9 protein-coding genes are annotated in these 14,356 nt (G+C 41.4%); 6 read left to right on the top strand and 3 right to left on the bottom strand.

The genetic code is table 11. The features are described 5' to 3' along the window. The first annotated feature begins 173 nt into the window (after positions 1-173). Positions 174-1,202: an SGNH/GDSL hydrolase family protein gene (locus NJ959_RS15380; protein WP_254012617.1), complete on the top strand. Its 1,029-nt coding sequence runs from the start codon at positions 174-176 to the stop codon at positions 1,200-1,202. A 177-nt stretch (positions 1,203-1,379) separates the two neighbouring features. Here the strand turns inward: NJ959_RS15380 and NJ959_RS15375 are convergent, their stop codons facing one another. The 3 genes from NJ959_RS15375 to NJ959_RS15365 all read right to left on the bottom strand — a co-directional run bounded on the left by NJ959_RS15375 (position 1,380) and on the right by NJ959_RS15365 (position 6,867). Then, positions 1,380-4,436, bottom strand: coding sequence for a glycoside hydrolase family 9 protein (locus tag NJ959_RS15375; protein ID WP_254012616.1), 3,057 nt, complete (start codon positions 4,434-4,436; stop codon positions 1,380-1,382). Between the two features lie 578 nt (positions 4,437-5,014). Next, positions 5,015-5,851: a DUF928 domain-containing protein gene (locus NJ959_RS15370; protein WP_254012615.1), complete on the bottom strand. Its 837-nt coding sequence runs from the start codon at positions 5,849-5,851 to the stop codon at positions 5,015-5,017. A gap of 167 nt (positions 5,852-6,018) precedes the next feature. Further along, positions 6,019-6,867 carry a DUF928 domain-containing protein gene (locus tag NJ959_RS15365; RefSeq protein ID WP_254012614.1) on the bottom strand — a complete coding sequence of 283 codons (849 nt, stop codon included), beginning with the start codon at positions 6,865-6,867 and terminating at the stop codon, positions 6,019-6,021. 546 nt (positions 6,868-7,413) lie between these two features. Between NJ959_RS15365 and NJ959_RS15360 the strand changes: the two genes are divergently transcribed. The 5 genes from NJ959_RS15360 to NJ959_RS15340 all read left to right on the top strand — a co-directional run. Then, positions 7,414-8,265, top strand: a complete 852-nt coding sequence (locus NJ959_RS15360) for a sulfotransferase family protein (protein ID WP_254012613.1) — start codon at positions 7,414-7,416, stop codon at positions 8,263-8,265. Positions 8,266-8,268: 3 nt separating this feature from the next. Further along, positions 8,269-9,630 carry a sulfotransferase family protein gene (locus NJ959_RS15355; protein WP_254012612.1) on the top strand — a complete coding sequence of 454 codons (1,362 nt, stop codon included), beginning with the start codon at positions 8,269-8,271 and terminating at the stop codon, positions 9,628-9,630. Positions 9,631-9,709: 79 nt separating this feature from the next. Then, entirely contained in the window at positions 9,710-10,300 is a 591-nt protein-coding gene (locus tag NJ959_RS15350) for a sulfotransferase family protein (RefSeq protein ID WP_254012611.1), read from the top strand. Positions 10,301-10,439: 139 nt separating this feature from the next. Next, positions 10,440-12,362: an ABC transporter ATP-binding protein gene (locus NJ959_RS15345; protein ID WP_254012610.1), complete on the top strand. Its 1,923-nt coding sequence runs from the start codon at positions 10,440-10,442 to the stop codon at positions 12,360-12,362. 207 nt (positions 12,363-12,569) lie between these two features. Further along, positions 12,570-14,356: GAF domain-containing protein (locus tag NJ959_RS15340; RefSeq protein ID WP_254012609.1), on the top strand; the 1,787-nt coding region annotated here is incomplete at its 3' end.

Raw genomic sequence — 14,356 nt, 5'->3', positions numbered from 1 at the left:
TTGGTTTGGAAGCCTACACCATACCTGTACTCAGGTTGGTGTAGGAGATGTCACTTATTCCTCATTCGTTATTTATCGTATAACGTCTCGCCTGTTACAATTATTAGCAACACCCAACAATTAGCTCTCAACCCCTTCCCCGCAACCAAACAATATCAGGAGTAGCATCTACCATGGGTAAACCAACATTCGCCGCCGGATTTTTCCTATTCTATTTTATGTTGCCATTAAAGACAATGGCAGCCAATTTCACCAGCATGTATGTTTTTGGTGATAGTCTCTCCGATCCAGGAAACGTTTCCAATGTTACAGGTGGTTTAGTTCCCCAGAGTCCCCCCTACTTTAACGGCCGTTTTTCTAATGGACCAAACTGGATAGATTATTTGGGACAAAATTTAGGATTAAATCCAGTTCCCGTTACCACACTTCCGTTTCTTTCCCCAAGCCAAGGGATAAACTTTGCTTTCGGTGGTGCTACTACAAAAAACACAAACACAATCCCAATTCCCGGATTACCAGGATTAGAGCAAGAGATTAACACCTTTAAAGGACTTGTGCCCATCGCAGATGCAAATGGTCTTTATGTTGTCTACGCAGGTGCTAACGATTATTTAGGTGGAGGTGAGACAAATCCAGCTAATCCTGTCAGTAATTTGTCCCAAGCAATTACCTCACTCTTCAACATAGGCGCTCGCAATTTTTTAGTACCTAACTTGCCCGAATTGGGAAATCTTCCTTTGGGGCTTAGTCTTGGTAGTGCGGCTTCTAACGGACTAAACTTATTAACCGCAGGACATAATATCGGATTGAGTAATGCTCTTGATGGGTTAAACAAATCCTTAAGCGGAATTAACATTATACCAGTCGATGTTAATTCTCTAGTCAAAGATGCTATCAATGGTAAATTGGGATTTACGAATGTAACTGACTCTTGCCTAACTAACTTCGATATTCAAAATCCACCAGATTTTGATTTTAATATTTGCGATAATCCAGATAAATATTTATTCTGGGACAATCTCCATCCAACAACGGCTGCTAATCGGTTAGTAGCTGATGTAGCTTTAAAAGCAATAGAAGACAATCATAAATCTGTCCCCGAGCCTTCCCAAGATTGGGGAATATTCGCGGTTGCAGCTTTAGGTGCGGGTTCGATGTTAAAGCGCAAATTGCAAAACTCTCGTTATAAGAAAATAGCCTGAAAACCCCGTGACTTTAGTCCTCTGATGTACGCGCTTCGCGTTCCCGATCTTGCTCCATTCTCAATAACTGCGTTGGTGGGCAGTCCCCACCAACGTAATAATAAGCTTTTCGCCTGATATTGGGGACGCAGCCTGACTACATCTCACTCTTTTTTGACATTGGTGCAAGATCTGAGTTTAAGGTGTCACGAAACCAATCGTAGTTTCCGGAATCACACTCAAAGGTTCCCCACCAAATGTATCGTACATTCTCGCCAAAGCACCCGTAAAACCAGCGTTGTAATCAAGAGCAACTTCATTGCGAATATAATCATTCCGTACATCTTGGTAGTCGGAATCATTCGCCGAAGCTGGACCTCCCACCAAAGCGCCGTAAAGTGTATGATGGTTAGTTATCGGATCGTTGACATTAGTTGTACCGGATGCAGCGCGGTGATGGGGATTTAATGGATAATCGTCGCCAAAACCCACCATATAACTGAAGTTATTGGGATTATCGCCGAGAATATAGTCGATTTGTCCTTCGGCAAAATTGGCATAGCGATCGCTATAATCATTAACGGTATCGCTGTAAACCCCAGCCAGAAATGCCGTAGTTGCGCTATATCGCAATGAACCCCACTGAGAAAGCCATGCTAGTCCCCCTGAAGTATAAGTAATCCCGTTACCACTTGTATCGCTCCAATGATTTAGCCAACCCTCAACATCGTTGCGGTACTTGACATTAGCGGTAGACTGTGATAGGAGAATAGCCGCACCGTAGGATTTATCATCCCAGGATTGAGTCCACCCATTTCCCAATCCCCCAATATATTGCTGGTAATAACTTTCGGCTTTGTTGAGGTAACTAGTATTCCCTGTGGCTTTATACAACCAAGTTGCACCCCAGACTAATTCGTCATTGTAACCACTCCAGGAATTGTAGTAATTAGCGGCATCAGGGATAGAGTCAGAATATTTGCCGCGATAGGTATCGGCAAAATTATAAAGTTGGACAGCATTTTGCAGGAGTGTATCGGCGTAAGCGCTATCTGTCTGTCGAAAAACAATCGAAGCAGCAGCTAAACTAGCAGCAGCTTCCCCAGCTAAGTCTGAACCTGGGTTTTGACGATCTATTTTAAAGGAAGGTCTGACCATTGTCATGCTTTCTGGGGAACCCCAGTAGGCGTGATCGATATTTCCTTGTCCAACTTGTCCCCAAAATTCCTTAGTCCCGTTACTATCAGTAACATGAGATTTGAGAATATAGTCAGTCCCCCACTTAATCGCATCTAATATATAGGGAAGTTGACCGCTTTGTTGATAACCATTCCGATATTCAACCGCACCCCAACTTAGCATAGTCATCGAGCTAGTCATGGGGAAAGCGAATTTCACATGATCTCCTGCATCATAGTAACCGCCAGAGAGGTTGCGACCAACATCTGCCCCATCATTCAGCGCCGAATCACCGCGCCAGGGGAGACGATTGGTTGTGGGTAGGTCACCGGAGCGCTGGGCTTCGTAAAATAAGATAGACTTTTGTAGCGCTTCCCCGTAATTAAAAGTTCCAGGCAGCGGTAAGTCGTTATCGGTGATAGTGCCAATACCCTGACTATCGGTAATTGTGGCATTAGTAGGGTTGGATAGGTTAACTGTAAAGGTTTCGTTGGATTCTTGAAGAGTATCGCCAATTACAGCTACAGAAATGGTTTTACTAATTTCCCCTGGATTGAAGGTAAGAGTACCTGATGTAGCAGTATAGTCTGAACCTGCGATCGCGGTACCATTGGCTGTGGCAAAGTTAACGCTGGTTGCCCTACCACTAGCACTGGAAAGACTTACTGTAAAAATAGCGTTAGTTGTGCCACTATTCCCTTCAGTTAAGGTGACATCACCGATGGTAAAACTGGGAATGGGGTCATTATCGGTAATAGTGGCAATTCCTTCATTATCTGCGATCGCAGCATTAATGGCGTTAGAGAGAATAACCTTAAAGGTTTCGTTATCCTCATTGAGAAGATCGCCTTTAATAGCCACACTAACCGTTTTCGAGGTTTGCCCAGGAGTGAAGGTGAGAGTACCTGACTTACTAGTGTAGTCTGAACCTGCCGTAGCTGTAGCATTCGCTGTCGCAAAGTTGACTGTTATTGTTTGAGTACTAGCAGCAGAGAGCCTAACGGTAAAAGTAGCGTTGGTAGTACCGCTGTCGCCTTCAATCTTGGTGACATCATTAATAGATAATTGTGGTAATCCCGGAGTTAGGTCATCGTTGGTAATGGTAGCCACACCTTGAGAATCAGAAATTGTGGCATTAGTTGCGCCAGAAAGGTTGAGGGTGAAGGTTTCATTACTTTCCACCACCGTATCGCCAATAATCGGTACGGTGATAGTTTTTGTAGTTTCCCCTGGCGCAAAGGTAAGGGTTCCAGATCTTGCAGTATAATCTGAACCTGCTGTAGCTGTACCATTAGTGGTGGCAAAGTTAACAGTGGTTGTCTTACCGCTGGCGGCTGAGAGGTTAACGGTAAAGATCGCGTTTTTCGTACCAGAGTTACCTTCGCTAATGGTTACATCATTAATCGCAAAACTGGGAATGGGGTCATTATCGATAATTGTAGCTATTCCTTGGGCATCGGCAATTGTTGCTTTGCTGGGATTAGATAGGTTGACGGTGAATGTTTCGTTGACTTCATTAAGCAAGTCACCCTTGATGGGTACGGTGATAATTTTTGAGGTTTGCCCTGGCGCAAAAGTAATCGTACCAGATGTGGCTGTATAATCCGAACCTCCTGTCGCCGTGCCATTAGCTGTACCATATTGGACTGTAACCGTATCGAGGCTGGCTTTGGAGAGTTTCACCTCAAAGGTAGCCAGTAGCGTCCCCGAGTTACCTTCGGTGATAGTTACGTCGTTAATCGTAAGACTAGGTAAAACCGTTGGCATACTCAGAGATTGTCCGTTAAGAATATAACTACTGGGTGGATTAGTGATATTTCCTGGACCACCATTGAAGCCAAAAGAGACAGAAGTACCAACCGTGATGGTACTGTTATGGCTAAGATTTCGGACTATGTAATGAGTACCCTGATGGCTGACAATTTCCGCATCCCAAATGTTCGCAATCTCGAATGGTGCATCAAATTCCAGCATCCAGCCGTTTAAATTACTGGTGTCATTATTGGTAATGGACATATTAGCAGTAAAACCAGTGCCCCAGTCATTAGCTACGGCAAAATCAACAGCAAAACTCATTATTTAATCCTTTTGGTGGAGAATTTAACCAGGACTTACCCAAAGCCTCAATCTGTAGGGTCCGTTATCCCTTGAAGGGCGGACCATCCACACTATGAGTAGCGTCGCTGTGTAAATCCTGTTAACAAAAAAAACAGAATTGGTTGACTAGTCTAAGGAAACAAATTCAGGTATTTCCAACTTGTTCTTGGTACTTGTGGAGTCTTAACACCATTGAAATATTAACAGAACTATTCGGGTTTTGTCCAATATTTAATGAGATCTTATTTCCTCTCGTCGCTATTTATTTATATCTATTTTTTATAAGCAAAGAATATTAATACGATCATAAATAGGTCTTTGAACCATGAAGAATCAATGAATATTTTCATTTTTTATAAAATACATTTTTTTTTTAATAACTTAATTAAATTTTTATATTTCTGCCAATTTCTGTAAAGAGGATAAAGGATCGATCTCATATGACTTAGGCAGCAACGCTACCAATAGTGGGCTATTGAAAGCCGCCACCATAGCTGTACTGAGCTTTGTGGCGGTTAGTTTACTAATGGGCTGGGAAGCTGTCACCGCTTCATCCTTCAGCGACAACTCCGATCGTCAAGTGTTTGAGCAATCTCATCTAACTCAACCGACTTGAATAACTCTTTTCGCCCATTAGCCAGATTACAGTCATCGGGAAAAGCCTGGTACAACTGAGTGAAAATAGTTAAGGTTTCTGACCAAACTCCAACTTGACTATATTCCTCTGCTTGCTCCTGAAGCAGTCTTTTCGCCTCCTGCGGATTAGTCTTCAATTGTGCTAAGTTTTTCCTCAACTCCGAGGGGTTGAGCATTTCCTGTTGTTGAGGGGTAAGTACCCGTCCAGTTTCCTGACGCATTTCTTCACTAATTAGATCTATGGTAGTTGGTAAGATCAAGCCTCGGACAAACTCATCGCGATCGCGATTTATGGGATTGCAAACAACAGCAAAGTGCCAAGTATACTCTTTGCCTGGTGTCAATGTTACTTTATCGGGCAAATTCAGGGATACTATACCAGGAGTATTCTTCAATGCTAAGGTGGTTGAATAGACTGGATCGCCGTTATTGTCAACCACGATAAATTCTGCCGAACTTGCCCTAGTTTCGGGAACGTAGACATATAATGTAGGGTTGGGTAAAAGAGTTTTCACCCCATTATTAATCGGTGTCACAGCAGTGAGGGGAATGCCATCCTTCAGACAACTTATTGGACCACGTTGTCCAGCACCGCCTGTTCTCTTAGGTGCGCCTATCTCCTTTCCTGTGGGGAACCGAAGACTGATTTCTATTGGCTGTGCCCTTAAAGGTAGGATAGTGGGTGAAAATATCACCATTTCTAGAGACAATGCGAAGGAAATAGCACCCAGATAGGATGAATATTTCTGGAAACTCATATTATCAATTTCTCCCCGTCAAATATTTGCACATTTTGCCAAACTTAATAAGTATAAAGGATTAAGGCTTAAGCCAAGCTCGATTGCACTTGTAACCCAAGATTTTTTTTACGCCTTCAGCTATCAGTATTCAGTCTTTAGTATAGCTGCCTTTTTACTTTTTACTTTTATTGAGAGTTAACTCGACAACTCTTACCATCAAATTCTTGACCAATCTCGTTTAAATCAACTGAATTGAAAAGTTCTTGTTGTTCCTTCGCCAGATTGCAGTCATCGGGAAAAGCCTGAGACAACTGAGTAAAAATGGTTAGAGTTTCTAACCAAACTCCAACTTCACTATACTCTTTAGCTTGCTCCTGAAGCCGTATTTTCGCCTCTTGCGGATTAGTCTTCAGTTGTGCTAAGTTTTTCCTCAACTCCGAGGGGTTAAGCATTTCCTTTTGTTGAGGGGTAAGTCCTCGTCCAGTTTCCTGACGTAATTCTTCGCTCAGAAGATCTGCGGTAGTTGGTAGAAGCAAGCCTCGGACATATTCATCGCGATCGCGGTTTCTGGGATTGCAAATAATGGCAAAGTGCCAAGTATACTCCTTCCCCGGTGTCAAAGTTACTGTATCTGGCAAAGTAATCTGAACCATCCCAGGAACATTCTGTAGTGTAAAGATGGTTGAATAGACTGGATCGCCGTTATTGTCTACCACGATAAATTCTGCCGACTGCGCATTTGTTTCGGGAACGTACCAATATAAGCTGGGATTTTTTAACAAAGTTTTCACCCCATTATTAGTCGGTGTCAAAGCGGTTAAGGGTAAGTCCCCTTTCAAACAAGCCGTTGGCCCCCTTTGTCCGCCGCCACCACTTCTAGCAGGTGCGCCGATGTCTTGGGATTGGGGGAAGCGAAGACTGATTTCTGTCGGCTGTGCCCTCAACGGTGGGATTACAAGTGAAAATGACACTACTTCTAGAGACAAGGTGAAGGCAATAGCACCCAGATACGATGAATATTTCTGGAAACCCATATTATAAATTTCTCCCAATCGAATCGTTGCACATCTTGCCAAGTAAAGCCGAGTTCACTCTTAACACTACCAACTTCCGCCAGTGGCTAAGTCTCTTTTACTTTGTTTCAAGACGCTTTTATTAATATATTAGTTCCCCTAGTTAAAAATACAGCAGATTGCAGGTTGATGAAGTATACCCCAGAAACCGGGTTTCTTTGAGAGTATACCCCAGAAACCCGGTTTCTTTGTAACTCACATACCTGAAAATTGCTCTAGGCGGAACTCGATCCTTGCAGGCGTAGTCGCAGGCGATCTTTTCTTGTGAAGCTGGTGAGCAAATCTAAGCGAGTACCAAATATGGTGACAGGATTGGTAATATAGAGAATTACCAGTAGAATAAAACGGGAGCATCCCACTTTGGCAAAGATACTCGTTTTTTGACAAAGTTTTTACCCCCCCAGCCCCCCTTATCAAAGGGGGGAGCAAGAATACGACTTGCATTTCTTCCCAATCGGGATGCTCCCAATAAAACTAGCAAGAGCAGAATGAATCTAAAAGATGTTGATGAATAATACACTAACGAGACTGAACGAAAAAGTATATTTTATCTGTGGAGTTGGTCATTCTGGATCTACTCTTTTAGGATTAATACTGGGAAGTCATAGCGATTGTTTTTATTGTGGAGAAGCAGCTAAAAGCAGATTTTTGCACGATCCCAACAAACCAATCAAAAAACGAGTCTGTAAAATCTGCGGTTTTGATTGTCGAGTGTGGGGAGACTTGAATTTGACAGATAGCCTAGATCTCTATGAACAAGTCTCCCGTAAAACTGAAAAACCAATCATGATTGATTCAACCAAGAATCTGGAATGGTTAGAAGAACAATTAACTGCGATCGCACGGACAACTGCCCAACCCTTTCTCATCTTTCTGCAACGAGACGGGAGAGCGGTTCTCAATTCTCGGATCAGAAAATATCCTGACAAAGATATTAAGGAATTAATTGAAAGCTGGCGTACCCAGATTCAACTGACAAAGGAGCTATTCCAAAGCTTTGAACATAAAAAAATCAAAATCCGTTATGAAGAATTAGCTACTCAGCCAGAAACAGTTACGCGGAATCTTTGTGACTTTTTAGAAATTGACTATCAACCGGAGATGCTCCATTACTACCAACAAGAACATCATCCCCTTGGCGGTAACGACGGTACTCAGTTTTTAGTCACCAAAGCGCAAACCGAAAAAATCAAAGAGCCAATCGTCAGTCTTTCAGAAAAAAACAGCTATTATTATCAAGATCGCAGCTTAGGAATTAGCTTAGATTTGCGCTGGATGGAAGAACTAGATCCCAATAGCAAACGCTTATTTGAAGAAATAGTAGGCCAAGAAAATGAAGAAATGAAATGGGGTTTTTAAGAAATGAAAAAAATAGATTTGGTATTTAGAAGCGTTGGGGAAAGAACCGCTGAAGCTTCCTTAGATTTAGCGATTAAACAGATCCAGCCGGATCGAGTTCATATTCTTAATAATGTTAAACCCTTTGCTAAAGCAGTACAGCAAATGCTGGCAATTGACTACGATTGCGATTTCGTCATCGCCGTCGATGCGGATTGTTTGATTATGGAGGATATGATTCCCTTCCTGGAACAAAATAACTTTCCATATCTAGACTGTTACGTTTTGGATAAATTCCGGGGTAACATTCATTGTGGAGTCCATATCACGCGGATTGATGTAATCCGCGCCATGGCAGAGATTCCCGTACCAAAAGATGATGCTAAATATGTATTGCGCCCAGAATCGAGATTGAGGGCTTTAGCACTGAGGGAAATGAACCTAGGGAAGATATTTAAACCCTTCAAAATTTTCCATGATTTTTTTCAGTATTATCGGGAAATATTTGCAAAATATGCCTTGAGGGAATTAAGGAGTCGCACGGAATATCATCAACAAAAATTAAATTTTCATCAAGAAGAATGGCAACTGCAAGGGGATGATTTGGACTTTAAAGTGGCAAATTATGCAGTAGAGTATGCCAGAAAAATCGTTGCTAGTAATGCTTCCCCCCAAGAGATGGCAAGATTTATTGAAAATTTACCAGAAATTGCCATTCGCGAGTTGGAGAAACAGAATATCTCAGAAAAAGAACCATTCAGTTTACAAGAAGCATGGGATTTAATCGCCAACTTCAATAGCCAACAACGTTTTAGCAGTAAGACGATGAAGGTTTTTGGGATCGGGATGGCCAATACGGAGAATGCCAGCTTAACCATGGCATTAAATCAGCTAGGTATCCATGTACTCCATTCTCTAAATGAAGAGATAATACTCAAGGAGTTGATGGCGGGTAAATATAACCTGTCTATATTCAATGAGTTTGATGGAATAACTGCTACTGCTGTTGCTCCATTTTTCCCTCAATTAGATCAAATGTTTCCTGATAGCAAGTTTATTTTAACTGTTCGCGATCGGGAATCATGGCTTAAGTCGGTTGAAGAAACATGGCAGATTAAAGATATAAGAGATGGCTTAGATAACGAGCCAAAAAACCAAATCAGGATACTCCAGCGTGTTGCTATATTTGGCACTTATAAGTTTAATCGAGAGCGATTGTCTTATATTTACGATCTCCACTATAAAACTGTCATGGAATATTTCAAAGACAGACCAGAATCTCTGTTAATTATCGATATTTGCGGTGGGGAAGGATGGGAAAAACTCTGTCCATTTTTTAAATCGCCTCTTGTGGATGCCCCTTTTCCTTTTAAAAGTAAGGATTGAGTTAATTAGGAAATGGGGAATAAAGTCACCCATTCAAAAGCCTTAGCGAAAATTTCTCTAATCTATCACCTCTCAACCTATGAAATTTTTTGGCATTGGATTAAGCCGTACCGGAACAAAAAGCCTCACCATCTCCTTAAATCAACTGGGATTTAATATCGTTCATTATCCCAATGGTACAACAACATTGCAGGAGTTAATGGCAGCTAATTATGATTTGTCAATCTTGCAGGATTGCGATGGTATAACCGATATTACTGTAGTGCCCTATTACCCGCAACTAGATCAACTGTTTCCCAACAGTAAGTTTATCCTCACAGTGCGGCAGAAAGAATCTTGGCTCAAAGGAATAGAAGCCCACTGGCACAATAAACCTGTATTTGACACAAACCCAGATAATGAAGATAAAATGCGATTAAGACGCTTTTTGCGTCTAGCAGTTTACGGCACATATACCTTCAATGCAGATCGATTGGCTTATGTCTACGATTTGCACCACAAAAACGTGCTGGACTATTTTAAAGATCGCCCGGAATCCCTATTGGTTTTTAATATTTGTGGGGGTGAAGGGTGGGAAGTGTTGTGTCCATTTTTGGAACGGTCAATTTTACGGGAAGAATTTCCGGTAATGTCTAAAAAATCTATCCTGAAGAAAATGCTGGCGGTGTGAAGAAGTAGTAAGAAAGAAATTTTAGAAAGGAGAATGGGAAATAGGGAATGGGGAATGAATACTTGATTAAAGTCATTTATTTTACCTTTTACCATTCCCCATCTTTACCTTTTACTTTAATTAATTGAGGAAGGATTCAGTGCAAGCAAACGTACTTCAAAAGATTGCCGAAAATAAAAATGGTGACGTACAGATCAATAGATCGGTTAAGAAACTCTACAAGCGTTTGTGGGTATACATTTGGCAGAATAAATTACCGTTTGCGATCGCAATAGTAATGATTTTCTGCCTTTCCTTTGTTCAGGTACTCATTCCCCAAATCACCCGCTACGCGATTGATACAGTCATTCCTGGTAAAAATTTCGACCAATTACCTTGGATTGGTGGGGCAATTTTATTGGTTTCCCTATTAGTGGGAGTATTTAATTTTCTCCGCAGTTACATGATGTCTCTGTTTGGACATCGAATCCTAAATAACATTCGGAACGATCTTTATCAACATATTCAGAAGCTGTCCATCAGCTTTTTCGACAATCGGCGGACAGGAGATTTAATGTCCCGGTTGTCTGGTGATGTCAATGCGATGGGGAATTTAATTACAGCGGATATTCCCGAAATCTTCGCAGATAGTATTACAGTTGTTGCCATTTCGGTTTATCTTTTTAGTACTGATTGGCAACTAACAGTAATGGTTTTAGTAACTTGGCCTCTGATGATTTATTTGAGTCAGGTGTTTGGCAAGTGGATGCGGGATGCTTATCGGGATGTTCAGGTTTCAGGTGCAGCAATTAACAGTCATATCCAAGATACAATCTCTAATATCAATATCATTAAGTCGTTTGGGAACGAGCAGTATGAAATAGACAGATTCGCTGATTACAGTCGCCACTATATGGATGCTAACATTCGTGCTGTTCGTTTGTGGTCGCTGTTTTTTCCAGTTATTGGTATTTTGAATAACCTCGGCACTTTAATTGTTGTGGTTTTTGGTTCGAGTGAAGTAATGCTTGGACGTTTGACTATCGGTGAATTAGCAGCGTTTCTCGCTTATATTAGTCAAATGAATCAACCCATCCGACGGTTTAGTAAAGTGATGAATATTATGCAACGCGCAATAGTAGCATCCGATCGGGTTTTTGAAATTTTAGATATTAAACCAGAGGTAACAGAAAAAGAAGACGCTGTGGCAATTGCTAACCTTCAAGGAAAGGTTACTTTTGAGAATGTTGAGTTCGCTTACAGTCATAATGGTCAAGTTGTTTTACACGAGTTTAATTTAGAAATTCAACCGGGAATGACGGTGGCTTTAGTTGGTTCCTCTGGGGCGGGAAAAAGCACAGTTGCTAAACTAGCCATGCGCTTTTACGATCCGCAAAAGGGACGAATTTTATTAGATGCTTATGACTTGCGAGATGTTACCTTAGATTCACTTCGAGATCGTGTTGGTATTGTTTCTCAGGAAACATTGCTCCTCTACGGTACGATTCGGGATAATATCGCTTACGGCAAATTAGACGCTACCGATGAGGAGATTGAAGTCGCAGCCAAAGCCGCAAATGCTCACCAATTTATTATGAGCTTTCCGGAAGGGTATAATTCAATTATTGGCGAAAGGGGATTGAAGTTATCGGGGGGACAACGACAACGTTTAGCGATCGCCAGAGTATTGGTTAAAAATCCCCAATTTATTGTACTAGATGAAGCTACTTCTGCCCTAGATACAGAGTCGGAAAGCCTGATTCAAGAATCGTTGCAGAAGCTTTTAAAAGATCGCACCAGTATAGTGATCGCACATCGGCTTTCTACTATCTACAATGCCGATCTAATTATAGTCATGGAAGAAGGTAGAATCTTGGAAATGGGCACTCATGCTGAATTAATCGCTAAACGGGGAAGGTATGCTTATCTCCATGGAATTCAGTTTCCACAAAAAACTACTCTGCTTGAATCTATTGAGGAGATTAAGGAGATTAAGGAGATTGAGCCGATTGGGGTGAAAGGATTAAAACCGCTGAAAGTGGTGGAGTCTAAAGTTGTTGTACCGGAGTTGACTACTTTTTGAAATACAGCAATTTTAAGGTATGTGAGGGACTCAGAAACCCGGTTTCTTTAAGAAACCGGGTTTCTATTGTATACTGGATAAATCTGGAATCTGCTGTATAACACCCCAGATACCCGACTTCTCTAAGAAGTCGGGTATCTATCTCGTACAAATAAATATATAATATAAATAAATATTACGGTAAAATAGTAACATGATTCTTAAGATATGACTTGGTCTAAAGATTCATCTTTATTAATTAAAAATTTGACACAAAGCGAACAACATTTAATTCAAATTGTTTCGACAATTTCTGAAAGCTTGGTTGTCCAAGACAAAGATACTCATCAAGTACTTTTTGTCAATACTGCTGCGACAAAATTATTCGGACGATCCGAAGAAGAACTTTTAGGTACATCTGTAGGCGTACCCATCATTAATCAGGAAGCAACAGAGGTACATATCATTCGTCCCTCTGGCAAATTAATCGTCGCTGAAATGCGGGCGGTAGACATTACCTGGGAAAATAAATCTTCTTATCTTATCTCCTTGCGAGATGTGACAGAAAGGAATCAAAGAGAGTTATTACAGAACATTCAGAAAACGGTTCTGGAAATGGTGGCGCAGGGTCAATCTTTGCATGAAGTATTGCTAGAATTAACCGATCAAGTCGATAAATTGACACCTGGAATGTATTCATCAATTCTCTTGATGGCAGAAGATAATCTTCATTTGCGTCCATTTGTGAGTCCACAAATTCCCCCATCCTTCGTAGCAGCAATCGATCCATTACCGATTGGTCCAATGGTTGGCTCTTGCGGTACGGCTGCTTATTTTGGTAAGCGAGTAATTGTGGAAGATATCGGAAACGATCCCTTGTGGGCACCATTTAAAGAAATGGTTTTACCATACAATTTGCGAGCCTGTTGGTCTGAGCCAATTATCTCAGATAAAGGCAAAGTTGTGGGAACCTTTGCCTTATATTTTTCCAAAGTGCGCTCCCCTGATGAAAACGAATTAAAAATTATCGAATCTCTGGCTAGACTAACCTCCCTGGTAATCGAACGGAAAAAAGCCGAGGAATCCCTACAGGAAATGGCACAGAGGGAGAGAACAATTGCCCAAATGATCGAAAGAATACGCCAAACTTTAGATACAGATACTATTTTAAGGGCAACTACCCAAGAGGTGGGGCAATTGCTAAAATGCGATCGCGTTTCTGTATATCAGTTTAATCCTGACTGGAGTGGGGAGTTTGTTTGCGAGTCTATCAGCCCAGAGTGGGTTCCCTTAGTGGGTGAAGGTATTGCCTCTATTTGGGTAGATACCTATTTACAAGAAACTCAAGGTGGCAGGTATGTAAATCGGGAATACTCAGTCATAAATGATATCTATCAGATGGGTTATGCTCAATGTCACCTAGATATTCTGGAGCAATTTCAAGTTAAAGCTTATGTAATTGTGCCAGTTTTTACCACTAACAAACTCTGGGGATTGCTCAGTGCTTATCAAAATTCTAGAACTCGTAAATGGGAGCCTGAAGATATTAGATTGCTAGAGCAAATTTCCAATCAAATGGGAGTAGCATTGCAACAAGCAGAACTATTTGCTCAGATTCAATATCAGTCAGTTCAACTAGCTAAAGCCAAAGAAACCGCCGATGCCGCCAACCGCGCCAAAAGCGAATTTCTGGCGAATATGAGCCACGAATTGAGAACACCACTTAATGCAATTCTCGGCTTTACTCAACTGATGAATCGCGATCGCACTATCTCTACGGAACAGCAGGAACACTTAGCCATTGTAATGCGTTCTGGTGAGCATTTGTTAGAATTGATCAACGATATTTTAGAAATGTCCAAGATTGAAGCAGGTAGGGTTACCTTAAATGAAACAATTTGTGACTTATATCGCCTTCTTTCTAGTCTCGAAGATATGCTCCAAATAAAAGCGACATCTAAAGGATTGCGGCTAATCTTTGAACGGACTCCGTTTGTGCCCCGATACGTGCGGAT

The sequence above is a fragment of the Limnofasciculus baicalensis BBK-W-15 genome (assembly GCF_024178385.1).
GTDB lineage: Bacteria > Cyanobacteriota > Cyanobacteriia > Cyanobacteriales > Coleofasciculaceae > Limnofasciculus > Limnofasciculus baicalensis.
Note: the sequence above shows the minus strand (reverse complement) of the source record. Positions and strands in the feature narration are given on the sequence as shown.